The organism is Bradyrhizobium sp. ORS 86, from assembly GCF_045571475.1.
Classification (GTDB): domain Bacteria; phylum Pseudomonadota; class Alphaproteobacteria; order Rhizobiales; family Xanthobacteraceae; genus Bradyrhizobium.
In genome coordinates, this window is record NZ_CP120699.1 from 6,414,842 (window position 1) to 6,430,401 (window position 15,560).

Here is a 15,560-nt window from a genome sequence, read left to right on the forward strand (position 1 = left end):
GAAAAGATCGTGCCCAAACCAAAGAGGGGTCATGATAACCCAACTTTCGCCGGTACAGGTTCTTTTCGAAAGAAAGCCGCCGCGATTTTTCGGCGCCGCTTGTGAGGGTCGTTGTCCGCTCAACTCGCCAGCACGACATCGACCACGGCTGTGTAATGGCAGGCCGCACCAAGCAGCACGAAGCAGTGCCAGATTGCGTTCTGGAAGCGCAGCCGCTGCCAAGTGTGGAAGATCACGCCAAGGCTGTACAGGATACCGCCAGCGAGCACGAAGCCAAGCGCCGTGCCCGGCAATGCCTTCACCACGGAGTCACGGAGCATGATGCCGCTCCAGCCCATCGCGAGATAAAGCCCGACCGAGAGCCGATCGAAGCGGCCGGGATAGGCCAGCTTCAGCCAGATGCCGACGATTGCCACGCACCAGACGCCGACGAGCAGCGCGATCGCAAAAGCGCTGTCCTTCAGTTCCACGATGAACGGTGTGTAAGTCGCTGCGATCAACAGATAGATCGCCGAGTGATCGAAGCGCCGCAACACCCATTTCGCGCGCGATACCGGCCAGAGATTATAGGTCGCCGACAGCACCAGCATCGCGAGCAGGCCGGCGACATAGACCGATACCACGGCAAGGTCGAAGCCGCTGGCATAGACCGAGGTCAGCACAATCAGCGCGGTGGCAGCGACCAGCCCGAAGCAGACGCCGACAAGATGCACGACGCCATCGGCGATCAGCTCGGCGCGATCGTAGTTCCACAGCGCGGCGCCGGCCGCGTGGATCGAGGACGATGCGAGTTGCTTCAGGCGGAAGATCGTCATTTGCGGGACACTTTCCTCAGTGCCATTAAACATGGGTGTCGCGGGGACGGCCGCTCGTTCAATCCCCTCGCTTGCAAAGGCGCCGGAAATGTGAAGCTTGATTTTGGCCCGATAATCGCCACCTTGCGGGTGACGACCCGCCTCATTTGGTCACTCCCGCCAGGTTTCTCCAGACCTCCATGGCCCCCAGTTTTTCGGACATCGTCGAGGAAGCGCGTCTCTCGGCGCGGGCGCTGCTCGACTATGGCGAGGGCTTCTTCAATCCGACGGTTCGGCTCGGCGTCACCGGCCTGTCGCGCGCCGGCAAGACGGTATTCATCACCGCGCTGGTGCATGGGCTGACCCGCGGCGGCCGATTTCCGGTGTTCGAAGCCTATGCCTCGGGGCGGATCGCCCGCGCACGCCTCGCGCCGCAGCCTGACGACGCGGTGCCGCGCTTCGCCTATGAGAACCATGTCCGCACCCTGATCGAAGAGCGGCGCTGGCCGAATTCGACCACCGACATCTCCGAGCTGCGCCTTGTGATCGACTATCAGCGGCAAAATGGCGCGGACCGCACGCTGACCCTCGACATCGTCGATTATCCCGGCGAGTGGCTGCTCGACCTGCCGCTCCTCAACAAGAGCTACGAGCAATGGTCGGCGGAGAGCCTGGCGCTGTCGCGCGAGCCTCTGCGCGCCGCCCTCGCGGCGCCGTGGCACGCGCATCTCGCAACGCTGAAGCCCGGGGGTAAGGAGGACGAGCAGGCCGCGCTTGCCGAAGCCAAGCTGTTCACCGACTATCTGCGCGGCTGCCGCGACGAGCGCTTCGCGATGAGCCTGCTGCCGCCCGGTCGCTTCCTGATGCCCGGCAATCTCGCCGACACCCCGGCGCTGACCTTCGCCCCGCTCGACGTGCCCGCCGACGGCAGCGCGCCCGACGGCTCGCTATGGGCGATGATGCGGCGGCGCTTTGAAGCCTACAAGGATGTCGTGGTGCGCCCGTTCTTCCGCGATCATTTCGCGCGGCTGGACCGCCAGATCGTGCTGGCCGACGCGCTCGCGGCATTCAATGCAGGGCCGGAGGCGCTGCACGACCTCGAAGCCGCGCTCGCCGGCATCCTCGACTGCTTCCGGATCGGCCGCAGCACGATCTTGAGCGCGCTGTTCCGGCCGCGCATCGACCGCATCCTGTTCGCGGCGACCAAGGCCGACCATCTGCACCACCAGAGCCACGACCGGCTAGAGGCGGTGCTGCGGCGGATCGTGGCCAAGGCCGCCGAGCGCGCCGAATATGCCGGCGCCGCCATCGACGTGGTGGCGCTCGCCGCCGTGCGCGCCACCCGCGAGGCACAGGTGCAACGCGGCCGCGAGACGCTACCCTCGCTGCTCGGCACACCGGCGCCGGGCGAAGTCGCCAATGGCGAGACGCTCGACGGCGAGACCGAGGTCGCGACCTTTCCGGGCGATTTGCCCGACAATCCCGAGGCCCTGTTCCGGGGCGGATTTCGCGGCCTCTCCAGCGCGGGTGCCGAGGCGGCCGATTACCGCTTCTTGCGCTTCCGGCCGCCGAGGCTGGAACGAAACAGCGACGGCGAGCCCACGCTGCCTCACATCCGCCTTGACCGCGCCCTCCAGTTCCTGATCGGAGACAAACTGCAATGAACGACAAGACGCCTTACCGGCGGCCGGCGACGTTCAAGCTCGACGATCCCGGCGTGGTCGTGATGGATCCGGAGGATGCCGGCCGCTTCGCCCGCGGCACGATCCAGATCGTGCCCGAGGCCGAGGCACCGCAACTGCCTGTTGCGATCGATGCGCCGCTGCTGCCGGTGCGCCGCGGCTTCCGCTGGGGCGCGCTGTTCTGGGGCGCCGTTGCAGGCCTGGTGCTGCTCGGCAGCGGGCTCGGCGTCGTCAACCTGATCGAGGACCTGTTCGCACGCAATCAGGGTCTCGGCGTCCTCGGACTGGCCTTTGCGATCATTGCAGCCGTCGCACTGGTGGTCGTGATCGCGCGCGAAGCGATCGGGCTGGCGCGGCTTGCGACCATCGAGAAACTGCATCTGCGCGCGGCCGAGGTGCTTGCCAGCGACGACCGCGCCGCGAGCCGGACGATCGTCGCCGATCTGCTCAAGCTCGCGCACCAGACCCCGCAGCTCGCGCGCGCCCGCAACACGCTGCGGAGCCACACCGACGACATCATCGACGGCGCCGACATGATCCGCCTCGCTGAGCGGGAATTGATGGCACCGCTCGACGAGGAAGCGCGGCGGCTGGTCTCGGCGGCGGCGCAGCGCGTGTCCGTCGTCACCGCGGTCAGCCCGCGTGCCGCGATCGACGTGCTGTTCGTGTTCGTGTCCGCGTTGCGGATGATCCGGCAACTGGCGCGGCTCTATGGCGGCCGGCCCGGCACGCTCGGCATGATCAGCCTGATGCGGCGCGTGATCGCGCATCTGGCGATCACCGGTGGCATGGCGGCGAGCGACAGCCTGATCCAGCAGATGCTCGGTCATGGCATCGCCGCCAAACTCTCGCAGCGGCTCGGCGAAGGCGTGCTCAACGGCCTGCTGACCGCGCGCCTCGGGCTCGCCGCGATCGATGTCACCCGCCCGCTTCCGTTTAACGCGTTGCCGCGTCCGGCGCTCGCCGACCTCGCGAAGGATCTGCTGCGCAAGCGCGAGGGAGAGGAATGAGCGTCATATCAGCGCGCGCGCTGCCGGTTGCTGCCCCTCTCCCCTTGCGGGAGAGGGGCAACTCACGTGCCCGCCACAGACTCACTTAGGTGAGGGGTAGCTATCCACGCGCATCTCACGCGTGGAGAGAGACCCCTCATCCGGCAGCCTTCGGCTGCCACTTTCTCCCACAAGGGGAGAAGGTGACCTCGCAAGGTTCCATCAGCATCACCAGCACGCGCCAGCGGAAGAAGGTGGTGTCCGGCGGCGGCGACAAATCGGGGGTCCAGCCGCTGATCTTCTCCAGCGAATAGGTATCCATCACCGTGCCGCGCCAGCTCCGCACCACGCGCTCGAGCGGCTGCCGCACGGCTGATGTCTCGTTCCACAGCGGCAGATTGTTCTCGGGCTCGCGTCCGACATAAAGGCCGACATGATCGCGGATCATGTTCATCCCGGGATCGGCAAAGCCCTGGTAGCGGCCCCGCTCGTTGATCTCGACCACCGGCACCCGCCCGCGCAGAAACCAGCGCAGCATCGCATAGGTGCGATAATCCGTGGTCGCGACCCAGGTCGCACCGGTTGCCTGCAATTGCGCCTCGGTGCGCGCGGCGACCACGTCGTAGCCGGCCTCGGTGCCGATCGGATCGGTATGGCCGGTCAGATTCCACGGTACCACCATATAATACAGGAATACGCAGACCACGAAGGCGATGCCTGTCGTGACCGCGGTGCGCGCCCAGAACACGGTCGATTTGACCAAGCGCACCGGCCAGCCCTCGAACGGCATCCGCGTGACGTTGATGGCAACGGCCGCAAAGCCGGCGGGCCACAGGAACATCGGCCAGGTGTCACCGACCCGCAGCGTCAGCGACTTCCAGAAGAAATACGCGAACGGCACCAGCACCGCCGTCGACAGCAGGATCGCGACCGGCTCGCGACCGCGATAACCGCGCCATGCCGTCAACGCCGCGCCGAACAGCGTGACCGGCAACAGTACGAAGCCGACGAGGCCGAACTGCATGCCAATGAATTCACCGACGGTGCGAAGCAGGAAGGAGCCTTCCGTCGTGGCGCGCACCGCCTGGAATCGGAACGAGGCCCAGTCGTGCCCGGCATTCCAGATCAAGACCGGCGAGAACACCGCGATCGCGATCATCGCGGCGAGATAGGGATACGGGCTGCGCAACCAGCGCCACCGCCAGTCCGGCACCAGCGCAAAGGCCAACACCGCCGGCGCCAGCATGACCGCGGTGAATTTCGACAGCAGCGCCAACCCGGCGAACAGCCCGGTGGCGAGCCACCAGCGCCCGTCATTGCTTTGCGCAAGCCGCACCAGCGACCACAGCATCGCCACCGCGAACGGAATCATTGCGGTGTCGGGCGCGACCTTGGCCATCAACAGCCCGTAATAGAGCGCCGCCTCCGGCAGCAGCAGCGCCAGAATGACGGCCCGGATGTTGTTGCCGGTGACGCGGCGGACGATGTCGGCGAGCAAGAGCTGCATCACCAGCATCGCCACGATGCCGCTGAAGCGGACGCCGAGATTGGTGTCGCCGAAGATCGTGGTGCCGAAACGGATGAACCACGCGATCATCGGCGGATGATCGAGGAACGACAGCACGTGCTCCTTCGACCAGGTCCAGTAATAGGCCTCGTCGGTGCGCAGATCGAGCACGGAAGCATAGACCAGCCGCATCGCGGTCATGGCAACCATCACGGCGACGACGCCGCGCCACCGCGGCGCGCGCGAACGGGCCGGCTTAACGCTGATGTTATCGGCAGGGGCTATCGTCACGGCGCGCTTTTTGTTCGACTCTTGCAGGGGTGTCAACGTGTTGCGGCGCTGGATATCACCCCTCGCGCCTGCGCGTAACGGTGTTCATCGCGGGAATTAAACACTAGAGTTGCCAATCATGACTCACATGGCCTCCGCCTCGCGTGAACATTTGCAGGAGATGGTCCGCGGCGTCGGCCTGCGGCAGGTCCGCCTGGTCAGCGGCGCGATCATGTTCGCCTACCTGGTCAGCCATTTCCTCAACCACGCGCTCGGCAATATCTCGATGGAGGCGCTGGCGATCGGCGTCCATTACCACACCGAGTTCTGGCAATTCCTCCCGGTCGCGATCGTGTTCTACGGCGCCTGCCTGGTGCATACCGCGCTCGGCATCTGGGCGCTGTACCAGCGCCGCGAATTCCGCTGGAGGGCGATCGAACCGCTGCAGCTCGTGCTCGGCCTCAGCGTCCCGATGCTGATCATCGTGCACATCGTCGGCGTGCGGCTTGGTCAGACCCTGTTCAGGCAAGAGAAGCTCTATCCGCAGGAACTGTACACCTTCTTCATCGCATCGCCGGGCCGGCTGTGGCTGATGCTGGCAGTCCTGGTGATCGCATGGGTGCATGGCTGCATTGGCCTGTATTTCTGGTTCCGCCTGCGCCCGTTCTTCAAGCGCGCCGCGCCGTTCCTGCTCGCCGCCGCCGTGCTGATCCCGACGCTGGCAATGCTCGGCATCTACCAGGGCGGCCGCGCCACGATCGCCGACGCCAACGATCCGGCCTGGCGGCAACAGGAGCTATCGGTCCGGAATCTCGGTACGGCGGCCGAAAGCGAGATGCTCGATACGATCGCGAACGGCTTGACGACCGGCTATCTCGGCCTGCTCGGCCTCGTCGTCCTCGCACGCGGCGCACGCACCTTGCTGGAACGCCGCGGCGGCATGATCGCGCTGTCCTACGGCAACGGCCGCACCGTCCGGGTGCCGAGGGGCTGGAGCGTGCTGGAGGCGAGCCTGCGCAACAATGTGCCGCATGCCAGCGTTTGCGGCGGCCGCGCCCGCTGCTCGACCTGCCGCATCCGCATCGTCGGCGACCACGCAAACCTCCCGGAGCCCTCGGCGCGCGAGGCCTTCGTGCTGCACCGGGTCGGCAGCGACGATCCGTCGATCCGGCTGGCCTGTCAGTTGCGGCCAACCGCCGACCTGACCTTCTTCCAGCTATTCCTGCCGCATACGATGTCGGCGAATGCGCACGCGACCAATCCGGCGCGGATCGGACAGGAGCGCTATCTCGTCAGCATGTTCGTGGACATGCGCGGCTCGACGCAACTTGCCGAGAAGCGGCTGCCATTCGACACCGTGTTCATTGTCAACCGCTTCCTCGGCGCGGTGTCTCAGGCGGTGCTGGAGGCCGGCGGACGTCCGAACCAGTTCATCGGCGACGGCATGCTGGCGCTGTTCGGGCTCGCCACCGGCCGCCGGGAGGCGTGTCGCCAGGCGCTCCATGCGGCAGCCCTGATCGCAAGTCATGTCGACGACCTAAATCAGTTCCTCAGCCACGATCTGCGCGAGCCGATCCGCTTCGGCATCGGCATCCATGGCGGCGAGGTGATCGTCGGCGACATCGGCTATCGCGACCACATGGTGTTCACGGCGCTCGGCGACGCCGTCAACGTCGCGGCGAGGCTGCAGGACATGACCAAGGTCCTCGCCTGCGAGGCCGTCATCTCGGACGAGGTGCGCGCCACGGCGGGGCTCGCCGAGGATGCCCTGCCCGCACAGGAAGTCGCGATCCGCGGCCGCAACCAGCCGATGGTCGTGCGCACGGTTGAATCGACGAGCACCTTGTCGGCGCTTGTCGCCGATCAGCGTGCGGTTGCAGCTTGAAAGGTTCATTGCCGCCCCACCGAATGTGATCAGCAGCAGCGTCTGGTGCTGATGCCCTACGCTATCGCTACTGCTCCGTGAATATCCGCGGCTGATCGAGCCCTTGGGCCGGATCGAAATACCCCGATCGGCGGCGATCGGGATTTTCGTTGCAACGCAATGCAGATGGACGCTGCGAAAGGATCAATTGACTTGCGGTTCCCCGATGCGACATTTGTCATCTGCGCGCTCTTCGCAAGACGGATGCGCTCAGGCAATTGAGTCTGGTGATGACCGGCTCACGACAGGTGAAGCTTCGGAGGAAGCGGAATGCTCGACCGACGAGACTTGATGAAGCGCGCCGGCATGGCCGCTTTGGTAACGGGGCTGGGGTCACGAGGCGCGCTGGCGCTCGATACCGCAACACTGCCCTTCAACAATGGCGAACGACCGCTGGTGCGCTATCCGCAGAAGCGTCCGATGATCGGCCAGACCAGCCGCCCGCCGCAACTGGAGACGCCGTTTGCGATCTTCAACGACGGACCGATCACGCCGAACAACGCATTCTTCGTCCGCTACCACCTCGCCGGCATCCCCTACAATCTCGATCCCGACACCTTCACGCTCGAGATCAAGGGCAAGGTCGACAAGCCGCTGAAATTGTCGCTGAAGGACATCAGGAAATTGAAGGCGACCGAGATCGTCGCCGTCAACCAGTGCTCCGGCAACAGCCGCGGCTTCTTCAACCCGCGGGTCGCCGGCGGCCAGCTTGGCAACGGCGCGATGGGCTGCGCGCGCTGGCGCGGCGTGCCGCTGAAGACCGTGCTCGACATGGCCGGCGTGCAGGCCGGCGCGAAGCAGGTCACCTTCAATGGGATGGATGCTCCGGTGATGGAGACAACGCCCGACTTCGTGAAGGCGCTCGACATCGAGCACGCGCGCGACGGCGAGGTGATGCTGGCCTACGGCATGAACGGTGAGGACCTGCCGTTCCTCAACGGCTTCCCGCTCCGCCTCGTGGTGCCCGGCTACTACGGCACCTATTGGGTCAAGCACGTCAACGAGATCACCGTTATCGACAGCGTGTTCGACGGCTTCTGGATGAAATCCGCCTACCGGATCCCCGATACGCCGAACAATGCGGTCGAGCCCGGCACCGCGCCGAAGGCCACGATCCCGATCAACCGCTTCACGGTGCGCTCGTTCATCACCAGCGTCGCCGACGGCGCCAAGCTGAAGGCCGGCCGCGCGCTGCTGCGGGGCATCGCCTTCGACGGCGGCAAGGGCATCAAGGACGTCGCCGTGTCGACCGACGGCGGCAAGACCTGGACGCCGGCCAAGCTCGGCAAGGACCTTGGCAAATATGCGTTCCGGGAGTGGAAGATGCCGGTGCGGCTCGCGGCCGGCTCTTATGATCTCAAGGTGCGCGCCACCAACAATGCCGGCGACACCCAGCCGATGGATCCGCTGTGGAATCCGGCCGGCTACCTGCGCAACGTCGTCGAAACCGTGCACGTCACCGCGGCGTGAGGAGAAGCATCATGAAGCGCAAGCTGCTCCCTGCCCTCGCCGCGATCGCGACGCTGTCGGTCGCCGCGGCCACCGCCGCACCTGTTAACTACAAGGTCCCCGAGGAGACCGCCGTCTTCAAGCCGGGCCCCAACCTCGATGTCGTGCAGAACAATTGCAGTGGCTGCCATTCGGCCGACTACGTCAAGACGCAGCCGCCGCAAGGTGAGAAGAAGAAGGACTTCTGGAAGGCCGAGGTCACCAAGATGATCAAGGTCTATGGTGCGCCGATCGACGACGCCGACGTCGGCAAGATCGTCGACTACCTCGCCGCGACCTATTGATATGATCCGCGTTCGCCTTCTGTCGTGCGGGCCAAGTCCGCGCTACAGACGCGCGCCGTGAGGCTCCCATGCCGGAACCGGGTGATTTTGCACTGCATCAATTGAGCATGAAACAGGCAATTCGGCGCCAAAGCTCCCAAAATCGGGTTGTTTCCGGGCAAAAACACACCTTGGTTTGATCTATCCAGCTTTTCGCAAACTGCTATCCTGTATGGCACGGACGAGCCGGTTGTGCGGGGACCGGCGGTTCGTTTTCGATCGATTCCGCGGAGACGACTGGAAATGCCCAAAGGTACAGTGAAGTGGTTCAATCCGACCAAGGGTTATGGATTCATCCAGCCCGCAACGGGCGGCAAGGACATTTTCGTGCATATTTCTGCAGTTCAGAAGGCTGGTCTTCAGACGCTCAATGAAGGTCAGACGGTGGAGTACGAAGAGATCGCAAATCGCGGCAAGACTTCGGCTGAAAACCTGAAGGTCTAGCGCAACAGCGCCAGATGAACGGCGCACTCTCGGACCTCATCCGGGAGTGGGGGCCGACCCAACAAAGCCAGACAACGTGACGTTCGGCGGGGCGGGCGCGATGCCCGCGCGCCATGGCGATCTAGTCGCGCCTCCAGCCGTTCAATCCTCCGTCACCCATTGGCTGACGGTCATGACATCGGGTGGCTGCAGATAGCCGCGCGGCCAGAGATCGACGGCCCATTGCACCTTGGTCGCGCGCTCGACCAGCACGGCTGTGTTGTGCGGCGTCTGCATCAACTGAAACCCGCGATAATGGGGATCACCGACGTCGTGAAACTTGAACAGATTCCACGCCTGTAGCACCAGCATCAGGCTTGTGGTGTTGCGGGTCGTATCCCAGCAATCGTAATTGTGCTTGTCGTCGTTGGCGCGGAAATCGGCTTTGGCCACGCGCTTGTCGGTGCCGAGGATCGGCCCCATGCGGCGGTCGAACCAGATCACCGCCTTCTGCACCGCCGCGCGCTCGGCGGCCGCATTGGCGTGACCGGCAGCCATGATCCTGGTCAGGGCGGCCCGGTCGGCCGCCGTGAAATCGAGCATCTCGCGGCGCCGGCAGACGAAGCCGTAGCAGACCGTCATCGACGACGCCGACGGCGGATAGATCGAGACCGAGGTATAAAGTTGCGCGATGCCCGCGCTGAGCTCGGATGCTCGCGCCGGCGCCGCTGCGAGTAACGACAGCATGATCGCAGTCAGAGCGCAGGCAAACGCGGTGCGCCTCGCTGATATCGGCTGATCGACATACTTCATGATTGCTGCCCCAATTGGCGGCAAGATATCCGCGGGCGGCCCGCGATGCCAATACGCCGGGAGCATGGCTGTGGATCACATCAAGTGGAGATCAGCCGACCGGCAACGGCGCGTCGCGCTTGACTTCTTCCATCACGGCGTAGGTTCGGGTTTCGCGCACGCCCGGCAACGCCAGCAGGCTTTCGCCGAGGAAGCGGCGATAGGCCGACATGTTGGCGACGCGCGCCTTGACCAGGTAGTCGAAGCCACCGGCCACCATATGACACTCCAGCACTTCCGGCGCGGTCTGCACCGCCCTGGCAAACCGCTCGAAGACATCAGGCGTGGTCTTGTCGAGCAGCACCTCGACGAACACCAGCAATCCAAGCCCGAGCCGGTGCGGGTTGAGCCTTGCGCCATAGCCCTCGACGAAACCGTCGCGCTGCAGCCGCTTCAGCCGCTCGCCGACCGAGGTCGGCGACAACCCGATCCGCTCGGCCAGTTCCACATTGGCAATCCGGCCATCCCCTTGCAGGATCGAGAGGATTTTGCGGTCTATTTTGTCTATCTCTGCCATATATCTGGTCAATCTTATATTCGTCCTTATTTTCTAAGGTAAATATGCTAATTTGTCTATCGAACTACGGTTCGCGACCGCGTAGGTGTTCCCGTGAGATCCAAAGGAACCCGCCATGCCCAACTCCGACCCGCTTCCCCCGTTCAGCGCCCCCTTTGCGCCCGACGATGCCGCTCTTGCCGCCGACCTCTTGGCCGACAGCAGGCTTGGCGTAGACCGCGAGGCACGGATCGATCGCACCGCGACCCGCCTGATCGAGGCCATCCGCGCCAACGACGATCCGCTCGGCGGGGTGGAGGACATGCTGCGCGAGTTCGCGCTCTCGACCAAGGAGGGGCTCGCGCTGATGGTGCTGGCGGAGGCGCTGCTGCGCGTACCTGACGCGCGCACCGCCGACCAGTTCATCGAGGACAAGCTCGGCCAGGGCGACTTCATCAACCACGAGACCAAATCCTCGGCGTTCTTGGTCAACGCCTCGGCCTGGGCGCTCGGCATGTCGGCGCGCGTGATCCAGCCCGGCGAGACGCCACAGGGGACGATCGGACGATTGACGAAACGGCTCGGCGCGCCGGCGGTGCGCGCAGCCACGCGGCAAGCGATGCGGCTGATGGGCAGTCATTTCGTGCTCGGTGAGACCATCGAGGCGGCGCTGTCGCGCGCGCAGTCGCATTCGGCGCGCGGCTCGCGCTATTCCTTCGACATGCTCGGCGAGGGCGCGCGCACCGCCGACGACGCGCATCGCTATTTCGAATCTTATGCCCGTGCCATCGAGGCGATCGGCAAGACCGCCGGCGCGCGTCCCCTGCCCGACCGGCCCGGCATCTCGGTCAAGCTCTCCGCGCTGCATCCTCGCTTCGAGGCGGTGAGCCGCGCCCGCGTGATGACCGAATTGGTGCCGCTGCTGGTCGAACTGGCGCGCCGCGCCAAAGCTTTCGATCTGAACTTTACCGTCGATGCAGAGGAGGCCGACCGGCTGGAGTTGTCGCTCGACGTGATCGCCGCCGCCCTTGCGGATGCGTCGCTCGCGGGCTGGAGCGGCTTTGGGCTGGCCATCCAGGCCTATCAGAAGCGCGCCGCCGATGTGATCGACTACGTCGATGGGCTGGCACGCGGGCTCGACCGCAAGATGATGGTGCGGCTGGTCAAGGGCGCCTATTGGGACACCGAAATCAAGCGCGCGCAGGAGCGCGGGCTCGACGGCTATCCGGTCTTCACCCGCAAGGCGATGACCGACCTGAACTACGTCGCCTGCGCGCACAAGCTGCTGGCGTTGCGGCCGCGGCTGTTTCCGCAATTCGCCACCCACAACGCGCTCACCGTCGCGACCATCCTCGAGCTCGCCGACGATCCCAAGAGCTTCGAATTCCAGCGGCTGCACGGCATGGGCGAAGCGCTGTATGCGCAGCTCGGCGAGGACCGGCCGGAGATTGCTCATCGCACCTACGCGCCGGTCGGCAGCCACCGCGACCTGCTCGCCTATCTGGTGCGACGGCTGCTCGAGAACGGCGCCAACTCCTCCTTCGTCGCGCTGGCCGCCGACAATCGCGTGTCCATCGCAGACCTGTTGCGCCGCCCGGCCGAGATCGTCGGAGCCGACCACAAAGCTGCTCATCCGGACATTCCATTGCCGGCCGATCTCTACAGGCCGCAGCGCGAGAATTCGCACGGCATCGAGTTTGGCGAACGGAAGGCGCTTGATGCGCTGACATCGGCGATTGCCGCTGAGCGCAAGGCCTCGCCTGGCACCGTCAAAACATCAACCACCGAACAGGCAACCGCCGCCGTCTCCGCAGCACGCCGCGGCTTCACGGCATGGAACGCTACACCAGCGCAAAGGCGCGCCGAGATCCTGGACAAGGCCGCCAAGCTGTTGGAGCAGCGCCGCGCGCATTTCATCGCGCTGTTACAGAGCGAGGGCGGCAAGACGCTCGACGACGCACTCTCCGAGGTGCGCGAGGCTGCGGATTTCTGTCGCTACTACGCAGCGCTCGGGCGAAAGCTGTTCGGTGACGGCGAGGCGATGCCGGGGCCGACCGGCGAAAGCAACGTGCTGGCCTTGCGCGGCCGCGGCGCCTTTGTCGCGATCTCACCGTGGAATTTTCCGCTGGCGATCTTTCTCGGCCAGGTGATGGCGGCGCTGATGGCGGGCAACGCGGTGATCGCAAAGCCCGCCGAGCAGACGCCGTGGATCGCGGCCGAGGCCGTCCGGCTGCTGCATGAGGCAGGCGTGCCGGCATCCGCTCTTCATCTGGTCCAGGGCGATGGTGCTGTAGGCGCCGCGCTGGTTGCCGATCCGCAGATCGCCGGCGTCGTCTTCACCGGATCGACCGAAGTTGCGCGATCGATCAACCGGACATTGGCAGCCAAGGACGGCCCGATCGTGCCGCTGATCGCGGAAACCGGCGGCATCAATGCGATGATCGTCGACGCCACCGCGCTGCCCGAACAGGTCGCCGATGACGTCGTGACCTCGGCGTTCCGCTCCGCCGGCCAGCGCTGCTCCGCGCTACGGCTGTTGTTCGTGCAGGACGACGTCGCCGACCGCACGATCGAGATGATCGCGGGCGCGGCGCGCGAGTTGAAGATCGGCGACCCGTCCGATCCGTCAACGCATGTCGGGCCGGTGATCGATGCGGAGGCCAAGCAGCGGCTGGATGCGCATATTGCACGCATGAAACAGCAGGCACGCACCCATCTGGCCGGCGAGGCGCCGGCCGGCAACTTCGTCGCGCCGCATATCTTTGAACTGTCCGATGCCGGCGAGCTCACCGAGGAGGTGTTCGGGCCGATCCTGCACGTCGTGCGCTACCGGGCCGAGCGGCTCGGCGCGGTGCTGGCCGCGATCGAGGCGACCGGCTTCGGGTTGACGCTCGGCATCCACTCCCGCATCGAGGATACCGTCGAGCACGTGATCGATCGCCTTCAAGTCGGTAACATCTATGTCAATCGCAACATGATCGGCGCCGTGGTCGGCGTACAGCCATTCGGCGGCAGCGGGCTCTCCGGCACCGGCCCGAAGGCTGGCGGACCACATTACCTCGCGCGCTTCGCCACTGAGCAGACGGTGACCATCAACACCGCCGCCGCGGGCGGCAATGCCGCGCTGATGGCGGGGATGGAGTAACGGCTCCCGTCATTGCGAACCAACGGGTCGCGCGAACGCGCGCCCGATGACAGGCTCCGCGAAGCAATCGCATCTCCGCTCGCGCAAACATGGATTGCTTCGTCGCTTCAGCGCAAAATTGCTCTGCAATTGTCGCGAGCTCCTCGCAATGACGGCCCAACAATCCGTTGCATCAGCCCCCCGACATAGGTCAAATGGCGACCCGATCGGGATCATCGCATTCGATATTCCAGCCACCGGAAAAACATCAACAAAGCGCCACGGGAGCGACGGCACGATGGAAAAAGGCATTTTTGACGGGCTCAAGGTTCTTGATTGCGCGAGCTTCATCGCTGCGCCCGCGGCCGCCACCGTGCTCTCCGACTTCGGCGCCGACGTCATCAAGATCGAGCCGCCCGGTGCCGGCGATCCCTATCGGAACCTACCGAACCTGCCCGGCTATCCCGCGAGCGAGCATAATTTCGCGTGGATGCTGGAGGCCCGCAACAAGAAGAGCCTGGCCCTCGACCTCACCAAGCCCGACGCGCAGCAGGTGCTCTACAAGCTTGTCGCGGAGGCCGACGTCTTCATCACCAACATGCCGCCGCAGGTGCGCCAGAAGCTCGGCATTACCTACGATCATCTCGCCCATCTCAACGACCGGTTGATCTATGCGTCCTTCACCGGCTATGGCGAAAAGGGCGAAGAAGCCAACAAGCCCGGCTTCGACTCCAACGCCTATTGGGCGCGATCCGGCCTGATGGATCTGGTGCGCGCCGACGAGGACACCACCCCGGCCCGCTCGGTCGCCGGCATGGGCGATCACCCTTGCGCGATGGCCTTCTATGGTGCGATCGTGACCGCGCTGTTCAAGCGCGAGAAGACCGGCAAGGGCTCGCACGTCTCGACCAATTTGATGGCCAACGGCGTTTGGGCGAACGGCGTGCTGGCGCAGGCCAAGCTCTCGGGCGCCAAGTTCAAGAAGCGCAAGCCGCGCGAAGAGGCGCTGAACGCCGTCACCAACCACTACAAGTGCAGGGACGGCCGCTGGATCATCCTGTCGCTGCTCAACGAAGATCGGCAATGGCCGACGCTGGCGCGTTGCCTCGGCCGCGAGGATCTCGTCGCGGATCCGCGCTTCGCCACCAAGGCGGACCGCCACGCCCGCTCGGTCGAACTGATCAAGGTCTTCGACGAGGTGTTTGCCACCAAGGACCTCGCCGAATGGCGCAAGATCCTCGACGGCAACGGCCTGGTGTTCGGCGTCGTCGGCATTCTCGACGACATTCCGAACGACAAGCAGATGATCGAGAACGAGGTGCTGGTGCGCTTCGAGAACGACACCATGCTGACCGTCAACAGCCCGATCTTCATCGACGGCTCAAAGAAAGTGCAGCCACGCAAGCCGCCCGAGGTCGGCGAGCATTCCGACGAGATCCTGCGGCAAGCTGGTTACGACGAAGCGACGATCAAAAGGCTGCGCGCCTCTGGCGCGGTGGCGTAGCGGCAGCCGCTGACGCTGCCTCTACTCCCTCGCCCCGCTCTTGCGGGGAGAGGGACGGGGTGAGGGGCTCTCACCGCGTGCGTCGATACTGGTGAGACCTGTTCCCCTTCACCCGGATCGCTGACGCGATCCGACCTCTCCCCGCAAGCGGGGCGAGGTACGC

Annotated in this window: 12 protein-coding genes; 8 read left to right on the plus strand and 4 right to left on the minus strand. The window is 65.1% G+C overall.

The features are described 5' to 3' along the window. Positions 1–119: 119 nt before the first annotated feature. Entirely contained in the window at positions 120–815 is a 696-nt protein-coding gene (locus P6U25_RS29550) for a hemolysin III family protein (RefSeq protein WP_407148274.1), read from the minus strand. A 179-nt stretch (positions 816–994) separates the two neighbouring features. Between P6U25_RS29550 and P6U25_RS29555 the strand changes: the two genes are divergently transcribed. Next, positions 995–2,458 carry a YcjX family protein gene (locus P6U25_RS29555; RefSeq protein WP_407148275.1) on the plus strand — a complete coding sequence of 488 codons (1,464 nt, stop codon included), beginning with the start codon at positions 995–997 and terminating at the stop codon, positions 2,456–2,458. Then, positions 2,455–3,486, plus strand: a complete 1,032-nt coding sequence (locus tag P6U25_RS29560; RefSeq protein WP_407148276.1) for a YcjF family protein — start codon at positions 2,455–2,457, stop codon at positions 3,484–3,486. Before P6U25_RS29555 ends, P6U25_RS29560 begins: the two co-directional genes overlap by 4 nt. Positions 3,487–3,622: 136 nt before the next feature. On the opposite strand, the gene P6U25_RS29565 is transcribed toward P6U25_RS29560, so the two are convergent. Next, positions 3,623–5,182 carry a glycosyltransferase family 39 protein gene (locus P6U25_RS29565; protein ID WP_407152650.1) on the minus strand — a complete coding sequence of 520 codons (1,560 nt, stop codon included), beginning with the start codon at positions 5,180–5,182 and terminating at the stop codon, positions 3,623–3,625. Between the two features lie 208 nt (positions 5,183–5,390). Between P6U25_RS29565 and P6U25_RS29570 the strand changes: the two genes are divergently transcribed. The 4 genes from P6U25_RS29570 to P6U25_RS29585 all read left to right on the plus strand — a co-directional run bounded on the left by P6U25_RS29570 (position 5,391) and on the right by P6U25_RS29585 (position 9,442). Continuing rightward, positions 5,391–7,127, plus strand: a complete 1,737-nt coding sequence (locus tag P6U25_RS29570; RefSeq protein WP_407152651.1) for an adenylate/guanylate cyclase domain-containing protein — start codon at positions 5,391–5,393, stop codon at positions 7,125–7,127. A gap of 309 nt (positions 7,128–7,436) precedes the next feature. Then, the gene (locus tag P6U25_RS29575) at positions 7,437–8,636 is read left to right on the plus strand and encodes a molybdopterin-dependent oxidoreductase (RefSeq protein ID WP_407148277.1); all 1,200 of its coding nucleotides are present in this window, start codon (positions 7,437–7,439) and stop codon (positions 8,634–8,636) included. Positions 8,637–8,647: 11 nt separating this feature from the next. Continuing rightward, positions 8,648–8,959 (plus strand): c-type cytochrome, encoded by a 312-nt coding sequence (locus P6U25_RS29580; protein ID WP_407148278.1) that lies wholly within the window; start codon positions 8,648–8,650, stop codon positions 8,957–8,959. 282 nt (positions 8,960–9,241) lie between these two features. Continuing rightward, on the plus strand, positions 9,242–9,442 hold the full coding sequence (locus P6U25_RS29585; RefSeq protein WP_212499768.1) for a cold-shock protein: 201 nt from the start codon (positions 9,242–9,244) through the stop codon (positions 9,440–9,442). A 141-nt stretch (positions 9,443–9,583) separates the two neighbouring features. On the opposite strand, the gene P6U25_RS29590 is transcribed toward P6U25_RS29585, so the two are convergent. Beyond that, complete coding sequence (locus tag P6U25_RS29590; RefSeq protein WP_407152652.1) at positions 9,584–10,168, minus strand: hypothetical protein; 585 nt, start codon at positions 10,166–10,168, stop codon at positions 9,584–9,586. 157 nt (positions 10,169–10,325) lie between these two features. After that, positions 10,326–10,790, minus strand: coding sequence for an Lrp/AsnC ligand binding domain-containing protein (locus P6U25_RS29595; protein ID WP_407148279.1), 465 nt, complete (start codon positions 10,788–10,790; stop codon positions 10,326–10,328). Between the two features lie 115 nt (positions 10,791–10,905). Between P6U25_RS29595 and putA the strand changes: the two genes are divergently transcribed. Beyond that, positions 10,906–13,914 carry a bifunctional proline dehydrogenase/L-glutamate gamma-semialdehyde dehydrogenase PutA gene (gene putA / locus P6U25_RS29600; RefSeq protein ID WP_407148280.1) on the plus strand — a complete coding sequence of 1,003 codons (3,009 nt, stop codon included), beginning with the start codon at positions 10,906–10,908 and terminating at the stop codon, positions 13,912–13,914. 277 nt (positions 13,915–14,191) lie between these two features. After that, positions 14,192–15,397: a CaiB/BaiF CoA transferase family protein gene (locus tag P6U25_RS29605; protein ID WP_407148281.1), complete on the plus strand. Its 1,206-nt coding sequence runs from the start codon at positions 14,192–14,194 to the stop codon at positions 15,395–15,397. Positions 15,398–15,560 lie beyond the last annotated feature (163 nt).

Excerpts from the sequence above, each read along its gene's own strand:
- P6U25_RS29550 (WP_407148274.1), bottom strand. The coding sequence starts at position 815 with ATGACGATCTTCCGCCTGAAGCAACTCGCATCGTCCTCGATCCACGCG.
- P6U25_RS29555 (WP_407148275.1), top strand. The coding sequence starts at position 995 with ATGGCCCCCAGTTTTTCGGACATCGTCGAGGAAGCGCGTCTCTCGGCG.
- P6U25_RS29560 (WP_407148276.1), top strand. The coding sequence starts at position 2,455 with ATGAACGACAAGACGCCTTACCGGCGGCCGGCGACGTTCAAGCTCGAC.
- P6U25_RS29565 (WP_407152650.1), bottom strand. The coding sequence starts at position 5,182 with ATGGTTGCCATGACCGCGATGCGGCTGGTCTATGCTTCCGTGCTCGAT.
- P6U25_RS29570 (WP_407152651.1), top strand. The coding sequence starts at position 5,391 with ATGGCCTCCGCCTCGCGTGAACATTTGCAGGAGATGGTCCGCGGCGTC.
- P6U25_RS29575 (WP_407148277.1), top strand. The coding sequence starts at position 7,437 with ATGCTCGACCGACGAGACTTGATGAAGCGCGCCGGCATGGCCGCTTTG.
- P6U25_RS29580 (WP_407148278.1), top strand. The coding sequence starts at position 8,648 with ATGAAGCGCAAGCTGCTCCCTGCCCTCGCCGCGATCGCGACGCTGTCG.
- P6U25_RS29585 (WP_212499768.1), top strand. The coding sequence starts at position 9,242 with ATGCCCAAAGGTACAGTGAAGTGGTTCAATCCGACCAAGGGTTATGGA.
- P6U25_RS29590 (WP_407152652.1), bottom strand. The coding sequence starts at position 10,168 with ATGCTGTCGTTACTCGCAGCGGCGCCGGCGCGAGCATCCGAGCTCAGC.
- P6U25_RS29595 (WP_407148279.1), bottom strand. The coding sequence starts at position 10,790 with ATGGCAGAGATAGACAAAATAGACCGCAAAATCCTCTCGATCCTGCAA.
- putA (WP_407148280.1), top strand. The coding sequence starts at position 10,906 with ATGCCCAACTCCGACCCGCTTCCCCCGTTCAGCGCCCCCTTTGCGCCC.
- P6U25_RS29605 (WP_407148281.1), top strand. The coding sequence starts at position 14,192 with ATGGAAAAAGGCATTTTTGACGGGCTCAAGGTTCTTGATTGCGCGAGC.